This window comes from Corallococcus sp. RDP092CA (assembly GCF_041903675.1).
Taxonomy (GTDB): Bacteria; Myxococcota; Myxococcia; order Myxococcales; family Myxococcaceae; genus Corallococcus.
The window spans coordinates 1-19,621 of sequence record NZ_JAYESI010000057.1 but is presented as its reverse complement, the minus strand read 5'-3'; the positions used below and the strand labels follow the sequence as shown (position 1 = coordinate 19,621).

Genomic DNA, 19,621 nt, shown 5'->3' with positions numbered 1-19,621 from the left:
CCACCACATGCGTCTGACTGCCGATGTCGATTCCTGCAAACCGCATCCGTCCCCTCTCCACTGGGGTACGCAGGGAGCCTCGGAGCCGGTGTTTCTGCCCGCCCTTGTGAATGCGAGGCGACGACGCACCGCCGTCCCCCTGGATGCCGTTCGAGCCTGAAACACCGGTCGAGGGCGCCAATCTCAGTGCCGAGGACGTAGCCCCAAGGCGAACACGGCGACCCTCTCCCGGTACCTTCCGGCCCCGCTCTATACCGGAACCGTCAGGCTGGTGGAGTTCATACAAGGCGCGTCCACCGCCTCACCGCCTACAGGCCGCGCACCGCGTGCGGCTTGTAAGGGGCCTCCAGCGCCTTCACCTCCTCGGGCGTGAGCTTGAGGTTCACCGCCTTCACCGCGTCCTCCAGGTGCTCGGGCTTCGTCGCGCCGATGATGGGCGCCGTGACGACGGGCTTGGACAAGAGCCACGCCAGCGCCACCTGCGCGGGCGGGGCCTGGCGCGCCTCCGCCACCTGCTTCACCGCCTCCACCACGTCCCAGTCCCCGGGCTGGTTGTAGAGCACCGGCGACAGCGTGTCGGAGCCCGCGCGCGTCGTGGATTCCTTGTCGTCCAGCGACTTGCGCGACCCCGCGAGCAGCCCTCGCGCCAGCGGCGACCAGGGGATGACGCCCACGCCCTCCGCCTCGCAGAGGGGCAGCATCTCCCGCTCCTCCTCGCGGTAGACGAGGTTGTAGTGGTTCTGCATGGACGCGAAGCGCGCCCAGCCGTTGCGCTCGGACACGCTCAGCGCGCGCATGAACTGCCACGCGTACGCGGAGCTCGCGCCCAGGTAGCGCACCTTGCCCTGGCGCACGAGCTGATCCAGCGCGGCCAGCGTCTCCTCGATGGGCGTGTTCGGGTCCATCCGGTGGATTTGATAGAGGTCGATGGTGTCCACGCCCAGCCGCCGGAGGCTCGCCTCGCAGGCCTGGGTGATGGCCTTGCGCGACAGGCCGCGCTCGTTCTGGCCGCTGCCCGTGGGGAAGTAGACCTTCGTGGCCAGCACCACCTCGTCCAGCTTCGCGTACTTGCGCAGCGCGCGGCCCGTGACCTCCTCGCTGACGCCGTCCGAGTACATGTTCGCGGTGTCGAAGAAGGTGACGCCCAGCTCCACCGCGCGGCGGAAGAAGGGCTGCGCCGCCGCCTCGTCCAGCACCCACGGGCGCCACTTCGGCGTGCCGTAGCTCATGCAGCCCAGGCAGATGCGGGAGACCCGCAGGCCCGTGTGTCCCAGGTTGGCGTACTTCATGGTCGCTCCTTCGCGTGGCCGGCACCTCCAGGTGCCGGGGGCGTCTGGTGGTGCCAGAGGCGTTCGCTGCTTGCGTATGCCCAGCGGGGGCGAGCGCTTCAACCTCCTGTCGCGGGAAAAGACGACGGGCAGGTCCCCGTGAAGGGAACCTGCCCGCGTCACTTCAGGGGCTGAGAGCCGGGCCTTACGCCCGGACCTCCGCCGGAGGCGAGTCCGGGGTGGGCGCCGGCAGGGTGGCGCCCTCCTTGAACGGCGACGTCTCCAGCGCGGCGTTGAGGACCTCGTCCATCTTCGTGGCGAAGATGAACTCCAGCTCGTTCTTCGCCTGGTCCGGCACGTCGACCAGGTCCTTGCGGCAGCGCTCCGGCAGGATGACCCGCTTGATGCCCGCGCGGTGCGCCGCGAGGACCTTCTCCTTGATGCCGCCCACCGGCAGCACCAGGCCCCGCAACGTGGCCTCGCCCGTCATCGCCGTGTCGTGCCGCACCCGGATGCCCGTCAGCAGGCTGGTGAGCGCGGTCAGGATGGTGACGCCGGCCGAAGGACCATCCTTGGGGATGGAGCCCGCGGGGAAGTGCAGGTGGATGTCCGTCTTCTCCAGGAAGTTCGGGTTGATGCCCAGCGACTCCGCCTTGCTGCGCAGGTAGCTCAGGGCCGCCGTGGCGGACTCCTTCATCACGTCGCCCAGCTGGCCGGTGAGCGTCATGCCGCCCTTGCCCGCCATCTTGGTCGCTTCGATGAAGAGCAGGTCGCCGCCCGCCGCGGTCCACGCGAGCCCCGTCGCCACACCGGGGACCTCCGTGCGCTCCGCGACCTCCGAGTAGAACGTCTCGGGCCCGAGGATCTCCTTCACGCGCTCGGCGTTGATGGTCTGCTTCTCCGTCTTCCCGCCGGCCACCTCCACCGCCACCGCGCGGCAGATGTCCGCGATGCGGCGCTCCAGGTTACGCACGCCGGCCTCACGCGTGTACGACGTCGTGAGGATGAGCAGCGCGTCGTCCTGCACCTCGATGTGGTCCCCGTTGAGGCCGTGCTCCTTGAGCTGCTTCGGCACCAGGTGGATCCGCGCGATGGACTGCTTCTCCTCGAACGTGTAGCCCGTCAGCTCGATGATCTCCATGCGGTCCCGGAGCGGCCCGGGGATGGGATCCAGCTGGTTCGCCGTCGCGACGAACATGACCTTCGACAGGTCGAACGCCACGTCCAGGTAGTGGTCGCTGAACGTGCTGTTCTGCTCCGGGTCCAGCACCTCCAGCAGCGCCGCGCTCGGGTCGCCGCGGAAGTCCGCGCCCAGCTTGTCGATCTCGTCCAGCATCATCACCGGGTTCTTCGTCCCGGCCTTCTTCATGCTCTGGATGAAGCGGCCCGGCAGCGCGCCCACGTAGGTGCGGCGGTGCCCGCGGATCTCCGCCTCGTCACGCACGCCGCCCAGCGACAGGCGCACGAACTTGCGGCCCGTGGCCTTGGCCACGCTCTGGCCCAGCGACGTCTTGCCGACGCCCGGGGGACCCACGAGGCACAGGATGGGCCCGCGCATGTCGTTCTTCAGCTTGCGCACGGCCAAGTACTCCAGGATGCGCTTCTTCACCTTCTTGATGCCGAAGTGATCCTTGTCCAACTGCTGCCGCGCGTTCTCGATGTCGAGGTTGTCCTCGGACACCTTCGACCACGGCAGGTCCGCGATCCAGTCCAGGTAGGTGCGCGCGACGGTGTACTCGCTGGAGGCCGCCGGGATCGTCTTCAGGCGGTTGAGCTCCTTCTGGGCGACCTTCTCCACCTCCGGGGGCAGGGCGGCCTTCTTCAGGCGCTCCTGCAGCTCGTCGAGCTCCTCCTCCTCCTCGCCCATCTCGCCGAGCTCTTCCTTGATCGCCTTCAGCTGCTGGCGCAGGTAGTACTCGCGCTGGGTCTTCGACATCTCGCCCTTCACGGCGGAGTCGATCTTGTTGGAGAGCTTGAGGATCTCCCGCTTGCGGTTGAGCAGCTCCAGGACGAGCTTCATGCGCGCCTTGAGGTCGACCGTCTCCAGCACGGCCTGCTTCTCCTCGATGGGCACGTCGACGTTGGCGGCGATGAGGTCCGCCAGGTGGCCCGGGTGCGTGATGCTCTCCACCAGCTCCGTGGCGGCGGCGGGCAGCTCGGGCATCAGCTCGATGACCTCGCGCGCCAGCTTCTTCAGGTTGATGCCCAGGGCCTCCACCTCGACGTTCTCAGAGGAGGTCTTGTCCTCCACCGCGTCGACGCGGGCCTTGAGGTAGGGCGCTTCCTGGACCAGCTCCATCACGCGGAAGCGCGCGAGGCCCTGGACCACGAGCGAATAGTTGTCCTCGCCCATCTTCAGCAGCTTCACGATGCGGGCGACGGTGCCCATCGTGTACAGGTCGGACGCGCCGGGATCCTCCTCCTCGGCGCGGCGCTGCGTCACGACGCCGATGACCTGGTCGTCACGCACGGCGTCCTTGATCAGCGCGATCGTCTTCTGGCGGCCGACGGCCAGGGGCAGCACACCACCGGGGAAGAAGACACTGTTGCGGAGCGGCAGGATGGGCAGCACCTGCGGGATGTCTTCCTTGTTGATGAGCCCCGGAGGGGCCATCGCGGTGGGCATTGCGCTGGCCGCGGTGCCCTTCTTCTTCTCGTCAGACATGGAGTTCGGCCTCTTCCTTGCTTGAACCCGGTCAGCAAGCGGCCGGGCCGGTGAACCATCCGGTTGATTTCTGCAACGGATGAACCAACGTAACAACCAAACCGGACATGGCAAACGCGATGTGCGTTATTTCCGTGCCTCGTCGGCTGTACGACGCTCCTCCTTGTAATGGCCCAGAAGTCTCGCGTCCGGCGAAGGGGTGGGGCATGCTCGCCCCCTCTCACGCTTGATGCGGTGCGCGAGCGCGCGCCCCCGCACTGGAGGCCGATGTGAAGCTCCACACCTGCGCCCACCTGATGTCGCTGTCCGCGCTCCTGGCGCTCGGATGCCACTCTCCCGTGGATGACGACGGCTCCACGGTCCCGGACGCCTGCGAGGCGACCCCTCCGGTGGTGGCCCCCCAGAAGACGGACATCCTCTTCGTCATCGACAACTCCGGCTCCATGCGGGAGGAGCAGCAGGGCATCGCCACGGAGCTGCCCGCCTTCCTGGCCGCGCTGAAGGCCGGCAGCGGCGTGATCCAGGACTTCCGCGTGGGGGTCATCACCACCTCCGTGTACCAGCGCCAGCGCTTCCCGGACGGGGCGGACGTCATCCGCTCCTTCCCGGATCAGGAGGGGCGGCTGCAGCCGGTGCGGGACGAGTCGAACCAGCCCACCGCCGAGCGCTTCATCGAGAGCTCGGATCCGCAGCTGTTGCCCAAGTTCCAGCGGCTGGTGGACCAGGGGACGTCCGGCAGCGGCCAGGAGACGCCCTTCGAGGCGGTGCGGCTGGCGGTCACCCCGCCCCTGGCCACCCAGCCCCTGGAGGAAGGCGGCAACGGGGGCTTCCTGCGGGACGACTCCCGCCTGCTGGTGGTGGTGGTGTCCGACGAGGAGGACTGCAGCTCCACGCAGCGGCCGCCCCCGGTGGCGCTGGGACAGGACACGGCCGTGGACTCGTGCACCGAGCAGGGGGACAAGCTGACCCCGGTGTCGGAGTACTACCAGGCGTTCCAGTCCCTGCGTGACAGCCGCGGCGCGTCGCGCGAGGTGCTGTGGGCGACCATCGGCCCGGTGGCGCTGACGGACAAGCGGGCGGAGCTGACGACGGAGATGGTGGGCAGCACCACCTACGTGCGCAACGTCGATTGTCCGACGTCCTACGGGCCCGGCTACCGGCAGAGCGCCATGGCGCAGGCGTTCGACGCGACCCGGGCGAACCTGGACTCCATCTGCAAGCCGAGCTACCAGCAGACGCTGCTGGACATCGCGGAGCTGGCCACGGTGGCGCAGAGCGTGGCCGTGGTGAACCTGCCGGATCCGCGGCTCGCGGTGGTGTATGTCACGCGGTCGGACGGCTCCGTGCAGACGTGCACGGCGGCCAACGGCGACTTCCGCTACGAGCCCCCCAGCGGCGACCGCCCCGCGCGCATCTTCTTCCTGGGCCCGTGCCTGCGCCGCGTGGGCGACACGAAGGTGGAGGTGAAGGTGCTGTGCGCCGGGTAGCCCGGCGTTGAAGGCCGCGCCGCACCCGGAGGGCCCCGCGAAGGACGCGGGGCCCTTTTTTCGGGTCCGGCGCGTGACCCGCCATGTCCGGCGCCGTGGGGAGTGGCGCGCGCGGAGCCGCCCCTTCCCGTCGAGCGGAGCGCCCGACGCGGCAGGTCCGGCTCGCTCGGAAGCCCGCCCGCGGGGGTGTCAGACGGCCTCGGATACTGGCCTCACACTCGCGAAGGTGCGGGGCGGGTGCTCGAGGCCAGGAGGCGACATGGGCGCGGCGCTGGAGCGGTCGGGGTTGGCGGTGGTGGAGGAGCTGCGCGAGCGGATCCGCCAGTTGCAGGCGGCGCCCCGTCGCGCGCTGTCGGTGCTGCGCACGGGCGTGGAGGCGGTGGACGCGCTCCTGCCCCAGGGGGGCCTGCCGCTGGGCACGTCCGTGGAGCTGTGCGGCGAGGCCGCGTCGGGGCGCGCCAGCCTGGCGCTGCGCGCGGTGGCGACCGCGCACGGGGAGCTGCGCCTGTGCGCGTGGGTGGATGGGCCGAAGGAGCTCTATCCGCCGGCCGCGGCGGCGCTGGGCGTGGACCTGGCGCGGCTGCTCGTGGTGCGGCCCCGGACCTTCGCGCAGCGGGTGTGGGCCGCCGTGCAGCTCGCGCGCAGCGGGGCCTTCACGGCGGTGGTGGTGGACCTGACGCTCGGCGTGGGCGCGCCGGGGCGCCCGGAGCGGCTGGCCCTGGCGGCGGCGCGCAAGCTGGCGGACGCGGCCGCGCGGGGCGGGACGCTGGTGCTGCTCTTGACGTCGCCGGAGGCGCCCGCGGACGGGCTCGCGCGGCTGCGGCTGGAGGCCCTGGGCGTCCAGGGCTGGGCCGTGGCGCTGGAGCGCAGCCGGGGCGGGGGCGTGGGCACGCGCGTCGTGTGCCCGTGGCGGGAGCTCTACCCGGCGGTGGGGCTGGACGCCGGGGCGCGGCTGCTGGACGCGGGCGTGGCCGCGCCGGGAGACGCGGGCCCGGGCTTCTACCGGGACCCGGCGGACCGCGTGCGCAACGGGGTGGGCATCCTGGGCCAGCGCCCCGGCCGCGACGCGCCCATGCCTTCGCTGGGGAGCGCGCTGTCCCCGGCCGGCCGCTGAGGAGGGGAGTCCATGCGGCGGGGCTACCTGCACGTCACGCGCTTCCCGGTGCAGCGCAAGGTCATCGAGTCGCCCGCGCTCGCGGGGCAGCCGCTGGTGCTGGTGGAGGAGGTGCGCGGTCAGCGCCGGGTGGCCTTCGCCTCCACGCGCGCGCTGAAGGCCGGCGTGCGGCCGGGGGTGACGCTGACGGCGGCCACCGCGCTGGAGCCCGCGCTGCACGCCTTCCCGTACCGGCCGAAGGACGAGGCCCGGGCGCTGGCCGCGCTGGGGGAGTCGCTGCTCGGCCTGTGTCCGGGCTTCCAGCGCGACGCGCCGGACGGGCTGTGGTTCGACGCGAGCGCGGCGCACCTGGTGGGGGGCGAGCCGGAGCTGGGCGCGCGCGTGCTGGGGATCTGCGGCGAGATGGGCTACCGGGCGCACGTGACGGTGGCGTCGGAGGCGTTCACCTCGCGGGTGCTGGCGCGGCACGGCGCCCGGCGGGTGGAGGTGGTCGCGGCGGGGCAGGGGGCGCGCGCGCTGGCGCCCCTGCCGCTGGGCGCGCTGGAGGACGCCGCGGCGAAGGCGTTCTCCGCCCTGGGGCTGTCCACGCTGGGGGAGGTGGCGGCGCTGCCGGCCGGAGCGGTGACGGCGCGAGGGGGCGCGGCCGCGGCCCGGGCCCACGCGCGGTGCCGGGGGGTGGACGACACGCCCTTCACGCCGGAGCCGCTGGAGGAGGCGCTGGAGGAGCGGGTGCTGCTGGACGCGCCCGCGGACACCTTCGAGCCCGTGCAGTTCGCGCTCAAGACGCTGCTGGACCGGCTGGGCGCGCGGCTCTCCGGGCGGCGGCGGGCGGCGGTGCGGCTCACCTTCGCGCTGCGCCTGGACCCCACCGGCGAGGCGGAGGTGCCGCTGCTGCTGGCGCGGCCCACGGCGCGCGCGAAGCTGCTCCTGGACCTGGCGCGGCACCGGCTGGGGGAGCTGCGGCTGGCGCGGCCGGTGGCGGAGGTCGCCGTGCGGGTGGACGCGCACGACGAGGACCCCGGCCGGCAGCTGGCGCTGGGGGATGCGCCAGCGGGGGACGTGGCCCTGGAGGGCGTGCTGTCCCGGCTGGCGACGACGCTGGGGGAAGAGGCGCTGTTCTCCGCGTCCCTGGAGGCCGTGCACCGGCCGGAGGCGGCGCACGCGCCCCGGGCCTTCCACCCTCCGGAGACGCGGCGCGGCCTGCTGTCCCCGGTCGGCCCGCTGGCGCCAGGGCCCGCCTCACCCGCCACCGGCTCGTGCGAGGGAGGGGCGGCCCGGGAGCGGCCGTCGCGGCTGCTGGCCCGGCCGGCCCGGCTGGACGCGGAGGTGACGGCGTCCGGGGAGCTGCTGGCGGCGCGGCTCGCGGGGCGGCGGCACCGGGTGACGGCGATGGCGGGGCCGGAGCGGCTGGGTGGCGAGTGGTGGACGGACACCCCGTACCAGCGGGACTACTACCGCGTGCACTTCGAGGGGCTGGGGCCCGCCTGGGTGTACCGGGACGGGCGGGACGGGGACTACTACCTGCAGGGGTTGTTCGATTGAGGGGCGTGCGGGTGCGGTCGGGGTGGAGGCCCCGCCGCTTGTGGCCTAGCGTGACGGCATGCGCCCCGCACGACTCCTCTCGCTCCTCCTGGTGTCCCTCGTCCTCCCTGCCTGCGCCCCCCGGCAGGTGCGCCCGGAGGGCAGCATCCGCAAGGTGGTGGTGGTGTCGGGCTCGCGCGTGGACGTGCTGCCCTCGGGCACGTTCCGCCAGGACATCATCGGGGAGAGCAACCCGCGCACGGTGCTGGCACGCCAGGCGGAGTCGGAGCTCCTCGCGCGCGGCTTCGAGGTGGTGGCCACCCGCCAGTCCCAGGCCCCCGTGCCGCTCACGGACGAGGTGTCGTCCTTCGTCCAGCAGAACAAGGCCGAGGCCGCGGTGGTGGTCATCCTGGACTGGCTGGACGTGTCCGGCGCGTCGGTGCTGAACCGGGTGGACGTGGTGCTGCGGCTGGGCCTGGTGGACCCCAACGGCCAGGTGCTCTGGACGGACACGTTCCGCTCGCAGCCCATCGTGAGCGCCTACCAGTCCGCCACGGACTGGAACTCGTTCCTGCGCCGGGCCGTCACCGACGCGGTGCAGGTGGTGCCGTGACGGCCGTCCTCCCTTCGCGCGGGAAGAGGGGGGCATGCGGGTCCTGGTGACGGGCGCGGCGGGCTTCATCGGCGCCCACGTCTGCGAGCGGCTCCTCGCCCGGGGCGACACGGTGGTGGGCCTGGACGCGCTGGACGCGGCCCCGGGGGACGTGGCGCTCCGGCGCTCGCGCCTCCAGCGGCTGGCCGGCGCGCGCGGCTTCACCTTCCTGGCCGGGGACATCACCGACGCGGCCCGGCTGGACGAGGCGTTCACGGCCGCGCGCCCGGAGGGCGTGGTGCACCTGGCCGCGCGGGTGGGCGTGCGGGCCCCGGCCGCGGAGGCCCCGGCGTACGCGGACACCAACGTGACGGGCTTCGTGCGGGTGCTGGAGGCCTGCCGCGAGGCGCGCGTCCGGCACCTGGTCTACGCGTCCTCCAGCTCCGTGTACGGCGCGGCCACGCCCGCTCCGTTCCGCGAGGACGCGCTCGTGGATCAGCCGCTCAACCTCTACGGCGCCACCAAGCGCGCCAACGAGCTGATGGCGCACGCGTACAGCCACCTGCACCGGCTGCCCGCCAGCGGCCTGCGCTTCTTCACGGTGTACGGGCCGTGGGGGCGGCCGGACATGGCGCCGCTCCTGTTCCTGCGCGCGCTGGCGAACGGGGCGCCCCTGCGGCTGCACGGCGACGGGCGGATGCGGCGCGACTTCACCTTCGTGGATGACGTGGCGGAGGCCGTGCTGCGCGTGCTGGACCGGCCGCCCTCGGGGAGTCCGCCGCACCGGCTGCTCAACGTGGGGCACGGCGAGCCGGCGGCGCTGGGGGACTTCGTGGGCCTCCTGGAGCGGCACTGGGGCGCGAAGGCCCGCGTGGAGTCCGTGCCCGCGCAGCCCGCGGAGATGGCCTCCACATGGGCGGATACCACGCGGCTGGAGGCGGAGACGGGCTTCCGGCCGCGCGTGTCCGTGGACGCGGGAGTGGCCCGGCTGGTGGCGTGGTACCGCGCGTGGAGCGGCCCCGCCCGCTGAAGCCCGCGCGAAACGGCGGCGGGCGCCGCCCGGGGCACAGGAAGGCCCCGGCCGACGCCCGCGCGTCCTACGCGCGATGGGGCGCGGCTACGGCAGCACCGCGAGGAAGCCCTCGACGAAGGCGTTGTTGTCCTCGCGCAGCTCCATCACCGACCGCCACGGGTCCACCAGCGCGCCCAGGTAGAACAGCCCGGAGCCCTGGGCGCCGGGCGGCGTGGACACGGAGGGGGTGAGCTGGCGCGTCGTGCATTGCCCCGCGGCCAGCGCCCCCACGTCCAGCTGGCCCAGGGTCACCTGGGTGGAGGGGGAGGGCAGCTCGTCCGGGAACGCCAGGGTGGGCTGGGTGGAGAGGAGGAGGTCCACCTCCGCGTTCCAGCCCGAGGGCGCGGTGCCCTGGTTGCAGACCGTCACGGTGGTGGTGAACAGCTCGCCCCCACGCACGGCGAACGGCGCGGTGACCTCCGTGACGACCAGGTCCGGCGCGTTCCCCACGCCGATGCGGCCCCGCACGAAGGTGTTGTTGTCCGTGCGCAGCTCGTCGTTGGGGCTCCAGGCGCGCACGAAGGCGCCCAGGAAGAGGGGCGCCTCCGGCTCCATCACGGGCGGCTGGGCCTGGAGGGTGCCTTCCCGCGTGATGCAGGCGTTCTCGGGCAGGGGCGGGAGCTCCACGATGCCCGCCGGGGACATGCCGGAGGCCGGATCCGGGAAGCCTCCGGAGAAGGTCAGCTCCGGCGGCGTGGACGACGTGGAGAGGAAGAACTCCACCCTCTGGGCGTAGGAGGGCTGCGTGCCCTGGTTGCAGACGGTGACGGGGACCTGCGCCTGCCCCTGGGGCTCGATGTTCGCCGGCCCGCCCATCGCGGTGATGACGAGGTCCGGCGCGGACCCCACGCCGACGCGCGGCCCGACGAAGGTGTTGTTGTCCTCGCGCACCTCCGGGATGCCCCAGCTCCGGTCCACGGTGGCCCCCACGTAGTACGTGCGCGGCTCCGGCCCCGTGCTCCCGTAGAGATCGCCGGTCACCGGCGTGGTGAGGCAGGTGTGCGCTCCCAGCGGAGGGATGAGGGCCTCGCCCAGGAGCTCACCGGGAGGCGGCGGGGGCGCGCCCTGCGTCGGCAGGGACAGCTCGGGGGAGGTCAGCAGGTGCAGCGTCACCTGCGGGCCGCCCGACGTGGACTGGGCGCCGAGGTTGCAGACGGTGACGGTGGTGGTGAAGGACTGGCCCTCCCGGATGCTGGCGGGCGGCGTCACCGCGGTGATGACCAGGTCGGGCTCCGTCCCCACGCCCAGGCGCCCCCGCGCGAAGACGTTGTTGTCCTCGCGCAGCTCCGCCCGGCCCTGGAGCGGATCCACGGCGGCGCTCAGGTACAGCGGCTGCCCCGGCGCGGCGCCCGAGGGCTGGGCCGCGGACACCATCCCCATGGCGCTCACGCACTGCCCGGCCTGGAGCGGCGCGACGTTCAGGAACCCCGCCACGAACTGGCTGGGGTTGGGGAACGGCGTCGGCGTGCCCGGCGGAGGCAGGGCCCAGGTCTCCTCCGCGGACACGACGAGCGCCACCTCGGTGGAGCTCACGGCGTCGGTGCCCACGTTGCAGACGCGCACGGTGGCGGCGAACGGCTCCCACGGCGCGACGGTGGCGGGGGCCTCCACCTCGGTGACCACCAGGTCCGGCCCGTTGCCCACGCTCAGGGGGCCCGCCACGCGGGTGTTGTTGTCCCAGCGCAGCTCCTGCGTCATCGCCTCCGGATTGACGACGGCGCCCAGGGACAGCGGGCGGAACGGAATCGCGTGGGGCGGTGAACCCGCCGTTCCGAGGATCTGCCGCGTGGTGCAGGCGCCCGCGCCCAGCGGCGGCACGGTGGCGTCACCCACGAGCAGCTGGCCGCCCATCGGCTGGGGCGGGGACGCCAGCGGGCCCGGCGCCGGCAGGGGGGCGTCCACGCTCACGTAGACCGCCACGCGCGAGGAGCCGCTCAGCGGCCCGGTGCCCACGTTGCAGACCTTCACGGTGCTGGTGAAGGCATCCCCGGGCCGCACGCTGGCGGGCCCCTGGAGCTCGGCGACGACGAGGTCCGGCCCGCTGCCCAGGCCGACGATGCCCGCGGCGAAGCCGTTGTTGTCCGTGCGCGGCTCGGCCCCCTGGAGGTCCACGACCGCGCTCAGGTTCAGGGGCCGCTCGAACGGCGAGGGCATCGCGTCAGGGGGACGCATGGCGTTGAACGTGGAGCGCTGGGTCGTGCACTGCCCGGGCGCCAGCGTCGCGGAGGGCTGGGCGCGGCCCAGGAAGGCGTAGGCCCGCGAGGGCTCCGTGAACACGGGCGGCGCGGGCGGCGGCCGGGACACGGGCGGCTCCGTCTCCGTGGAGAGGAACAGCGAGACCCCGTAGCCATACGCGGGGGAGGCGCCCCGGTTGCAGACCGTATAGGTCGCGGTGAAGGACTGGCCGTCAGCGAGGTTCGCGGGCGCCTTCACGTCGGTGATCACCAGGTCCGCTTCCGGTCCGGTGCCCACCAGCCCCTGGATGAACGTGTTGTTGTCCTCGTTCAGCTCCTGGACGCCCTGGAGCGTGTCGATGGCCGCGCCCAGGTACAGGGGCTGACCCGGCTGCGCCTCCATGGGCAGGTTGCGGTAGGCGTTCACCGGCACCGTCTGGCACTGACCGGCGGAGAGGGAGAAGACGTCCGCCCCGCCCACCGGAGCCTGGGCCTGGAGGGGGGAGGGCCCGGACCCCGGCGGGAGCGTCACCGTGGCCTCCGTGGAGAGGACCAGCTCCAGGCGGGCGGAGCCGTACAGCGTGCCCGTGCCCACGTTGCAGACCTGCGCCTCGACGGGGAACGAATAGGAATCCGGGAGGTTGGCGGGGCCCTTCAGCGACCGCACCACCAGGTCGGGGCCATCGCCCACGCCCACGATCCCCTGCGTGAGGGTGTTGTTGTCGTCGCGCAGCTCCGGGACGGACTGCATCCCGTCCACGCGCGCGCCCAGGTACAGCGGCGCGCCCGGCTGGAAGGCCGGGGGCGGGTACGAGACGCCGGACACCGGCAGCGTGACGCACCGTCCGGCATCCAGCCCCGGCGCCTGCGCCTGGCCGACGAAGGACTCCGTCGGGGAGCCGGGGACCTGCGAGGCGGCCAGCGAGGCCTCCGTGGACAGCAGCACGTCCGCGCGCACGTCCATGGCCGGGTCCGTGCCCACGTTGCACACCGTCACCGAGCCGGAGAACGGCATCCCCGGCGCGAGGTTCGCGGGCCCTGTCACGTCGGTGACCACCAGGTCGGCCTGGTGCCCCACGCCCAGCCGGCCCGCGACGCGCGTGTTGTTGTCCTCGCGCAGCTCGGCGTGCTGCTGCCACGGGTCGACGATGGCGCCCACGTACAGCGGCTGCTCGGGCTGGGTGGCCGCCGGGGGAAGCTGGGCGAACGCCTGCGTCCGGACCGTGAGGCAGCGGCCCGCCTCCAGCGGCGGCACGGGGACGGTGCCCACCGGCACCTGGGTCGGCGCCTGCGAGCCCGGCGTGGGGAGGCTCAGGGTGTCCAGCGTGGAGACATGGAGCTCCGCCTCGGAGGCGGGCGCGGTGTCCGTGCCCGCGTTGCAGACGCGCACGTCGGCGAGGAAGCCCCTTCCTGGCTGGGCGCTCGCGGGCGTGCGCACCTCGGAGACCACGAGGTCCGGGCCGAGGCCCACGCCCATCAGCCCGCGGACGAAGCCGTTGTTGGTCTCATCCAGCTCCTGCACCTGCTGCTGGGTGTCGATGCTGGCGCCCAGATAGAAGGCGGTGCCGGGCTGCCCCGGGGGCGGCAGCGCGTCGCCGGTCACGGCCCGCGTGACGCACTGGTGGGCCTCCAGCGGCCCCACGTCCACCTCGCCCACGGTGAGCTGCTGGGTGGGGGGCGGCGCGTTGGGGGCGGGCACCTCCTGGGTGGGGGTCGTGGACAGGTACACCAGGAGGAGCGTGCCGCCGCCCTGGGGGAGCGCGGCCGCGGAGCCCTGGTTGCAGACCTTCACGGTGGCGGTGAAGGCGGCCCCGTCGAGCACGCTGTCGGGGGCGCGCAGCTCGGTGATGACCAGGTCCGCGCCGTGGTCCAATGAATGGCTTTGACTGCGTACGGGCGGCGCGTCGGACGACGCGCCTTCACTTCCGCAGCCGGTGATGACGAGGGTGCCGGCGATGAGCAGGCACGCGTGTCTCCATGACGGCGTGAGCCGTGGCATGTGCTTCTCCTGATGAGGGTAGGGATTCGACATCCCCACGCGCGCTGGCCGCCGGGCCCGGTTCAACGTCGCGGGGACATCCAAGGGAATCCCTCAACGTCGCGGAGCCGATGAAATTCAAACCCGACAGGACGATTCCCTGGCCTGAAAAGACAATCACCGGCCGGGGCAGCCCCGGCCGGCGACGCCAGCTCAGCCGATAGGGATTTCCGGGTGGGAAACCCTTACTGCGCCTGTCCGATGGGCGTGGCCATCGTCCGCGCGTTGTTGTCCCGGAGCAGGTCCGGCATCGCGCCCTGCGCGTCGACGAGGGCGCCCAGGTAGAGGGACTGCCCGGGCGTGGCCGCGGGGGGACGGAGGACGGAGCCCTGCACCGGCAGCGTGGTGCACTGGCCCGCCGCCAGCGCGGACACCATGACGTTGCCCACGGGCATCTGCACCTGGGTGTACGGCGGCTGGCCCTGACCGGGCACGTAGAGGGACTTCTCCGTGGAGATGAGCAGGTCCACCGGCGCGGAGCCGTACAGGGGCAGGTTGCCCTCGTTGCAGACCTTCACCTGCGCGCTGAAGGCGCTGTACGGCGGCAGGTTCGCGGGCGCTGTCACCGAGCGCACCACCAGGTCCGGGCCGTCGCCCAGGACGAGCCGTGACGTCACGCGGGTGTTGTTGTCCTCGCGCAGCTCCACGACGCCCGCCTGCGCATCCGCGATGGCGCCCAGGTACAGGGGCGCGCCCGGCTGGACCGGAGCGGGCGGCGGCTGGGCGCTGCCGGTGAGGGGCACCTCTCGGCACTGACCCGCGGACAGGCTGCCGATGGTCGTGCCGCCGATCATCGACTGCGTGGCGGGGGGGGGCCGGATGGCAGCGTCAGGCCATTCACCGTGGACAGGTACAGCTGCACGGCGGCGTTGGAGCTGGGCCCCGTGCTCGTGTTGCACACCGTCGCGGTGGCGCTGAAGGACTGGCCCGGCGCCAGGCTCGCCGGCGCGTCCACCCGCGTGACGACCAGGTCCGGCCGGTTGCCCACGCCCATCAGGCCGCGGACGAAGCCGTTGTTGGACTCGTTCGACTCCTGCACCGCCTGGGACGTGTCGACGCTGGCCCCCAGGTAGTAGGTGTTGTTGCCCTTGAAGTTGGCGGGCGGGGTGACGTAGATGCTCAGCGACCGGGTGACGCACTGGCCCGCGTACACCGGCCCCACGGGAGAAAGCATGTTTCGGCTTTTTCATGAAGGGGTCTGTCTTTACTCCACCCTGGCCGTCCGACGGCTCACGCCACCTCCACGCGTCCGTTCGCGACGAGCCAGCGCGTGGTGGTGCAGGCGCGGGCGAAGGGGGCGTCGTGGGTGACGAGCAGCAGGGCGCCAGGGTAGTCGTGCAGCGCCGCCTCCAGCCGCTCGATGGACGGCAGGTCCAGGTGGTTGGTGGGTTCGTCCAGCACCAGGGCCCAGGCGTGCTGGCCCAGGCCGCGCGCGATGGCCAGCTTGCGCGCCTCGCCGGGCGACGGCTGTCCGGACGCGAGCAGCCGATGCGGGTCCACGCCCAGCGCGGCCACCAGGGACATCACCCGGCCGCGCTCCTCCGGGGGCAGCTCGCGCACCGCGTCGAGCATGGCGCGCGTCTCCTCCTCGCCCAGGTCCTGGGGCAGGTACAGGAGCTTGTCGCGGGGCACGCGCGCCTGCTCCAGCAGGGCCTTGAGGAGCGTCGTCTTGCCGGCGCCGTTGGGCCCTTCGATGCGGATGCGCGCCTCGCGGTCCACGTCCAGGCGCGTGGGGCCCAGCACCTCCACGTCGCCGGCCTTCAGGCCCGGCGTGTCGAAGGTGAAGAGCCACGGGTTGGGGGAGCGCACGTAGCCCACGAACACGGAGCGGCCCACCGTCTTGTCCACGGTGAAGGTGCCCACGGCGGCCTCGGCGCGCTCCAACTCGCGGCGCTTCACGGTGACCTGGTGGCCCAGGCGGGACTCCGCCCAGCTTGCCAGCGTGGAGGCCATGATGGAGCGCGCGTCGCTGTCGTTCTTGTTGCGCATCCGCCGCGAGGTGTTGCGCGACAGGGCGGCGCCCTGGTGCTCGCGCCGGGCCCGGTCCAGCAGCTGCGCGGCCCGGTCCCGCTCCGCCTTGGCCTGTTGGTGCGATGAGACCTCCGCCTCGCGCTCCGCCTCCCAGTGGCCCTTCGCGGCGGAGTAGGCGCCCGGGTACAGGTGCGCCTCGCCGCCGTGCACGCGCAGCGTGGCCTGGGTGAGCGTCTCCAGCAGCTCGCGGTCGTGGGACACGACGACGCCCACGCCCCGGAAGCGGCGCAGCGCGGCCACCAGCCACGCGCGCGCCTCCGCGTCCAGGTGGTTGGTGGGCTCATCCAGGAGCAGCACGTCCGGCTCGCGGGCGAGCGCCGCGCCCACCTGCCAGCGCTTGCGCTCGCCCGGGGACAGCGTGGGCCAGCGCTCCAGCGCGGTGACGTCCAGGCCCAGCTGGCCCTGGAGCCTGCGCGCCAGCGCGTCCCAGGCCTCCGCGAAGGCGGTGATGTCGGGCGTGAGCGCCTCCACGCCCTGCGGACACAGGCACACGAGCGGCGAGTCCGGCTCGGACTGGAGCTGCCCGGACGTGGGCTTCAGCTCCCCGGACAGCAGGCGCAGCAGGGTGGACTTGCCGGCGCCGTTGGGGCCGACGAGGCCCGTCCAGCCCGGGGCGAGGTGGAACTCCACGTCCGTGAGGACGGGGACGGCGTCGGTGAACGAAAAGCACACGCGGTGCGCGCGCACGGAGGAAGGGGACGAGGGCATGTGAAGCGACTCCTGAAACCGGAAGCCAGCGCGCACGCCCAGCGGGGCGCGCGGCGGCGGGGGACAGCCAGGGACCGGGGTTTCAGGCGTGCAGCTTCAAGGGTCTGCGGACCTCGTTCAGGGGGAGACCTCTGACATCTCCCCGCGTGGACAGCCGGTGCTTCAGGTGGAGCATGCGGCAGGGCCCGGGCGGATGACAAGGCCGGGCGCGTGCCGTGGCGCGGGCACCGACGGGAGAACGCCGGTGCCCTGACCGCGATTCCCGCGGGGAGGGGGCTACTCCTCCGACGGCGGCGGCTGCACCCGGCGCGTGGCCGGGAGGGTGGCGCCGGCGGCCGCGTTGCGGGCCAGGGCCTGGGCGCTCAGCGTGGCGGCCGACGGGGCGGGCGGCCGGGCCCTGGCGGCGTCCGGCGCGGCGGCCGGGGCGTCGTCCTTGGCGAAGACCTCCTTCAGCGTGGCGATGGTGCCCAGCGCGGCGGTGGCCTCGTAGGGGACGAACATCTTGTTGTCGCCCTTGCCCAGCTCCTGGAGCGTCTCCAGGTAGCGCAGCGCCAGCACCTCCGGCGTGGCCCGGCCGGTGTGGATGGCCTCGAAGGTGAGGCGGGTGGCCTCGGCCTTGCCCTCGGCCTCCAGCATCACGGCGCGCTTGTGGCCCTCCGCGCGGGCGATCTCCGCGTCGCGCTCGGCCTCCGCGCGCAGGATGCGGGAGATCTTCTCGCCCTCCGCCTGGAGGATGGCGGCGGCCTTGTCGCCCTCCGCCTTGGTGACCTCCGCGCGGCGCTCGCGCTCGGCGGTCATCTGCTTGGCCATGGCGGACTTGATGGCCTGGGGCGGCTCGATTTCGCGCAGCTCCACGCGCGTCACCTTCACGCCCCACTTCTCCGTGGCCTCGTCCAGCACGTTGCGCAGCTTGGAGTTGACCGTCTCGCGGCTGGTGAGCGTCTGATCCAGCGTGAGGCCGCCCATGACGTTGCGCAGGTTCGTCATGGTGAGCTGCTCGATGGCGAGCGCCAGGTTCTCCACCTGGTAGAGCGCCCGGCTGGGGTCGATGATCTGGTAGTAGATGACCGAGCCCACCTCCATGTTGACGTTGTCATGGGTGATGACCTGCACGGTCTCGAAGCCCATGACCTGCTCGCGCAGGTCCACCAGGGTGTTGCGCGTGAAGCGGTTGCCGGCGCGCATCTCCATGGCGCGGGGGCTGTCCATGAAGGGGATGAGGATGTTGAGGCCGCTGGAGGCCACGTGGTGGAACTTCCCCAGCCGCTCCACGACCATCACCTTGGCCTGGGGAACGATGCGCACACCGGTGACGAGCCCGAACACGACGGCCGCGGCCGCGACGAGCAGAACAATGGTCAGTCCCATCCTGCGTTCTCCTTCTTCTTCTGACGCGCCGAGTGCAGCGCGACTTCGGGGGACGCAGACGGGCGTCGCACCCACAATTTGAGACCTTCGATCTGCTCCACGGTGACGCGCTCGCCCTCGGGCAGGGGCCCGGACAGGGAGCGCGCCATCCACAGCTCGCCGTTGATGCGCACGGTGCCCCCGCTCCCGTCCCCCAGCGCTTCGGTCACCACGGCCTCCTGGCCCAGCATGGCCTCCACGCCGGTCTTCAAATGCACGGCGTCCCGCATGAAAACGTGCTTGAAGATGGTGCGGGACGCGCCGAAGAGGGCGGCGGACACCACGGTGAAGACGAAGAGCTGGCTGTTGAAGCCCAGGCCCACGCCGGCCATCAGGGAGGCCATCAGCGCGCCCACGGCGAACCAGAGCGTCACGAAGCCGGAGAGCTTGATCTCCAGCACCCCCAGGACGATCGCGGCGATCAGCCAGAGCTGCCAGGCGGTGGGGTCCATGGGGTCCTTGTTTGGCAGGCGCTTCGGTCCTCTGTCAAACCGGGCGGCCAGGCATCTGGAATCAACCCGGAAGGAGGGTGGGTTCCGGGCAAGGACCTAAAGGGGTTCGAGCCGGGGGAAAAGCAGATGCCCTACCTGTCCATCCGTGGCGCGCGATTGTACTACGAGGACACCGGAGGCAGCGGGGAGCCGGTGCTCTTCAGCCACGGGTTGCTCTGGGACTCCCGGCTGTTCCACAGGCAGGTGGAGGCCCTCCAGGGCCACTATCGCTGCATCGCGTATGACCACCGGGGCCAGGGGCTGAGCGAGCCCCCGCCTGGCGACTCGGTCATCGACCTGCGCACGGTGTACGAGGACGCGGTGGCGGTCATCCAGGCGCTGGGGCTGGCGCCGTGCCACTTCGTGGGGCAGTCCATGGGGGGCTTCGTGGGCCTGCGGGTGGCCGCGCGGCACCCGGAGCTGCTGCGCTCGCTGGCGCTGCTGGACTCCTCCGCCGCGGCGGAGCTGCCGCTGACGCTGGCGCGCTACCGGCTGCTGACGACGCTCACGCACTGGCTGGGCCTGCGGCCGGTGGTGGACCGGATCATGTCGCTCTACTTCGGGCGCACGTTCATGCGGGATCCGGAGCGGGCCGAGGAGCGGGCGTCGCTGCGCCGGCAGCTCACGGAGAACCCGCGCGCGGTGTGGCGCGCGATGCAGGGAGTCATCCACCGGCGCAGCGTGGAGGGGGAGCTGCACCGCATCCAGACGCCCACGCTGGTGCTGGTGGGGGAGGAGGACGTGGTGACGGTGCCGGAGGTGGCGGAGCGGCTGCACCAGCGCATCGGGGGCGCGCGGCTCCAGCGGCTGCCCCGCGGCGGGCACATGTGCATCCTGGAGCAGCCCCAGGCGGTCAACGTCGCGCTGGGGAGCTTCCTGGAGGAGGTGGAGCGCGCCTCGCTCCAGGAAGCGGTGGCGGCGGGTGGCTAGGGCGTGTCCGCAAATAAATCGAGCGCAGCCGGGTGTTAGAAGGGCATGAGCCGAGGAGAACTGACAGACGCGCAATGGGAGCGGTTGGCCGGACTGCTGCCGCCCCAGAAACCCGCGCGGGGG

General features: G+C 72.6%; 14 protein-coding genes. 6 read left to right on the top strand and 8 right to left on the bottom strand.

Annotated elements, in window-relative coordinates:
* Positions 1 to 308: 308 nt before the first annotated feature.
* Positions 309 to 1,289: an aldo/keto reductase gene (locus U8525_RS33520; protein WP_374270812.1), complete on the bottom strand. Its 981-nt coding sequence runs from the start codon at positions 1,287 to 1,289 to the stop codon at positions 309 to 311.
* 184 nt (positions 1,290 to 1,473) lie between these two features.
* Positions 1,474 to 3,933: an endopeptidase La gene (gene lon / locus U8525_RS33515; protein WP_374270811.1), complete on the bottom strand. Its 2,460-nt coding sequence runs from the start codon at positions 3,931 to 3,933 to the stop codon at positions 1,474 to 1,476.
* A gap of 269 nt (positions 3,934 to 4,202) precedes the next feature.
* On the opposite strand from lon, the gene U8525_RS33510 reads away from it, so the two are divergent.
* The 5 genes from U8525_RS33510 (at position 4,203) to U8525_RS33490 (ending at position 9,677) form a co-directional block, all read left to right on the top strand.
* The gene (locus U8525_RS33510) at positions 4,203 to 5,420 is read left to right on the top strand and encodes a VWA domain-containing protein (RefSeq protein WP_374270810.1); all 1,218 of its coding nucleotides are present in this window, start codon (positions 4,203 to 4,205) and stop codon (positions 5,418 to 5,420) included.
* A 259-nt stretch (positions 5,421 to 5,679) separates the two neighbouring features.
* Positions 5,680 to 6,534, top strand: coding sequence for an ImuA family protein (locus U8525_RS33505; protein ID WP_374270809.1), 855 nt, complete (start codon positions 5,680 to 5,682; stop codon positions 6,532 to 6,534).
* A gap of 12 nt (positions 6,535 to 6,546) precedes the next feature.
* Entirely contained in the window at positions 6,547 to 8,076 is a 1,530-nt protein-coding gene (locus U8525_RS33500; RefSeq protein ID WP_374270808.1) for a DNA polymerase Y family protein, read from the top strand.
* 58 nt (positions 8,077 to 8,134) lie between these two features.
* Complete coding sequence (locus U8525_RS33495) at positions 8,135 to 8,668, top strand: hypothetical protein (RefSeq protein ID WP_374270807.1); 534 nt, start codon at positions 8,135 to 8,137, stop codon at positions 8,666 to 8,668.
* A gap of 34 nt (positions 8,669 to 8,702) precedes the next feature.
* Positions 8,703 to 9,677 carry an NAD-dependent epimerase/dehydratase family protein gene (locus U8525_RS33490; RefSeq protein WP_374270806.1) on the top strand — a complete coding sequence of 325 codons (975 nt, stop codon included), beginning with the start codon at positions 8,703 to 8,705 and terminating at the stop codon, positions 9,675 to 9,677.
* 87 nt (positions 9,678 to 9,764) lie between these two features.
* On the opposite strand, the gene U8525_RS33485 is transcribed toward U8525_RS33490, so the two are convergent.
* The 6 genes from U8525_RS33485 to U8525_RS33460 all read right to left on the bottom strand — a co-directional run bounded on the left by U8525_RS33485 (position 9,765) and on the right by U8525_RS33460 (position 18,529).
* Positions 9,765 to 13,892, bottom strand: coding sequence for a CARDB domain-containing protein (locus U8525_RS33485; protein ID WP_374270805.1), 4,128 nt, complete (start codon positions 13,890 to 13,892; stop codon positions 9,765 to 9,767).
* 224 nt (positions 13,893 to 14,116) lie between these two features.
* Complete coding sequence (locus tag U8525_RS33480; RefSeq protein ID WP_374270804.1) at positions 14,117 to 14,725, bottom strand: hypothetical protein; 609 nt, start codon at positions 14,723 to 14,725, stop codon at positions 14,117 to 14,119.
* Complete coding sequence (locus tag U8525_RS33475; protein ID WP_374270803.1) at positions 14,722 to 15,105, bottom strand: hypothetical protein; 384 nt, start codon at positions 15,103 to 15,105, stop codon at positions 14,722 to 14,724. The genes U8525_RS33480 and U8525_RS33475 overlap by 4 nt, the downstream gene beginning before the upstream one ends.
* Positions 15,106 to 15,161: 56 nt before the next feature.
* On the bottom strand, positions 15,162 to 16,670 hold the full coding sequence (locus U8525_RS33470; protein ID WP_374270802.1) for an ATP-binding cassette domain-containing protein: 1,509 nt from the start codon (positions 16,668 to 16,670) through the stop codon (positions 15,162 to 15,164).
* A gap of 276 nt (positions 16,671 to 16,946) precedes the next feature.
* Positions 16,947 to 18,038: an SPFH domain-containing protein gene (locus tag U8525_RS33465; protein WP_374270801.1), complete on the bottom strand. Its 1,092-nt coding sequence runs from the start codon at positions 18,036 to 18,038 to the stop codon at positions 16,947 to 16,949.
* Positions 18,029 to 18,529 carry an NfeD family protein gene (locus tag U8525_RS33460; protein ID WP_374270800.1) on the bottom strand — a complete coding sequence of 167 codons (501 nt, stop codon included), beginning with the start codon at positions 18,527 to 18,529 and terminating at the stop codon, positions 18,029 to 18,031. Before U8525_RS33460 ends, U8525_RS33465 begins: the two co-directional genes overlap by 10 nt.
* A gap of 126 nt (positions 18,530 to 18,655) precedes the next feature.
* On the opposite strand from U8525_RS33460, the gene U8525_RS33455 reads away from it, so the two are divergent.
* Positions 18,656 to 19,498, top strand: a complete 843-nt coding sequence (locus U8525_RS33455; RefSeq protein ID WP_374270799.1) for an alpha/beta fold hydrolase — start codon at positions 18,656 to 18,658, stop codon at positions 19,496 to 19,498.
* Positions 19,499 to 19,621: the final 123 nt, after the last annotated feature.

Excerpts from the sequence above, each read along its gene's own strand:
- U8525_RS33480 (WP_374270804.1), bottom strand. The coding sequence starts at position 14,725 with ATGATCGGCGGCACGACCATCGGCAGCCTGTCCGCGGGTCAGTGCCGA.
- U8525_RS33520 (WP_374270812.1), bottom strand. The coding sequence starts at position 1,289 with ATGAAGTACGCCAACCTGGGACACACGGGCCTGCGGGTCTCCCGCATC.
- U8525_RS33495 (WP_374270807.1), top strand. The coding sequence starts at position 8,135 with ATGCGCCCCGCACGACTCCTCTCGCTCCTCCTGGTGTCCCTCGTCCTC.
- U8525_RS33470 (WP_374270802.1), bottom strand. The coding sequence starts at position 16,670 with ATGCCCTCGTCCCCTTCCTCCGTGCGCGCGCACCGCGTGTGCTTTTCG.
- lon (WP_374270811.1), bottom strand. The coding sequence starts at position 3,933 with ATGTCTGACGAGAAGAAGAAGGGCACCGCGGCCAGCGCAATGCCCACC.
- U8525_RS33475 (WP_374270803.1), bottom strand. The coding sequence starts at position 15,105 with ATGCTTTCTCCCGTGGGGCCGGTGTACGCGGGCCAGTGCGTCACCCGG.
- U8525_RS33505 (WP_374270809.1), top strand. The coding sequence starts at position 5,680 with ATGGGCGCGGCGCTGGAGCGGTCGGGGTTGGCGGTGGTGGAGGAGCTG.
- U8525_RS33460 (WP_374270800.1), bottom strand. The coding sequence starts at position 18,529 with ATGGACCCCACCGCCTGGCAGCTCTGGCTGATCGCCGCGATCGTCCTG.
- U8525_RS33455 (WP_374270799.1), top strand. The coding sequence starts at position 18,656 with ATGCCCTACCTGTCCATCCGTGGCGCGCGATTGTACTACGAGGACACC.
- U8525_RS33465 (WP_374270801.1), bottom strand. The coding sequence starts at position 18,038 with ATGGGACTGACCATTGTTCTGCTCGTCGCGGCCGCGGCCGTCGTGTTC.
- U8525_RS33485 (WP_374270805.1), bottom strand. The coding sequence starts at position 13,892 with ATGCCACGGCTCACGCCGTCATGGAGACACGCGTGCCTGCTCATCGCC.
- U8525_RS33490 (WP_374270806.1), top strand. The coding sequence starts at position 8,703 with ATGCGGGTCCTGGTGACGGGCGCGGCGGGCTTCATCGGCGCCCACGTC.
- U8525_RS33500 (WP_374270808.1), top strand. The coding sequence starts at position 6,547 with ATGCGGCGGGGCTACCTGCACGTCACGCGCTTCCCGGTGCAGCGCAAG.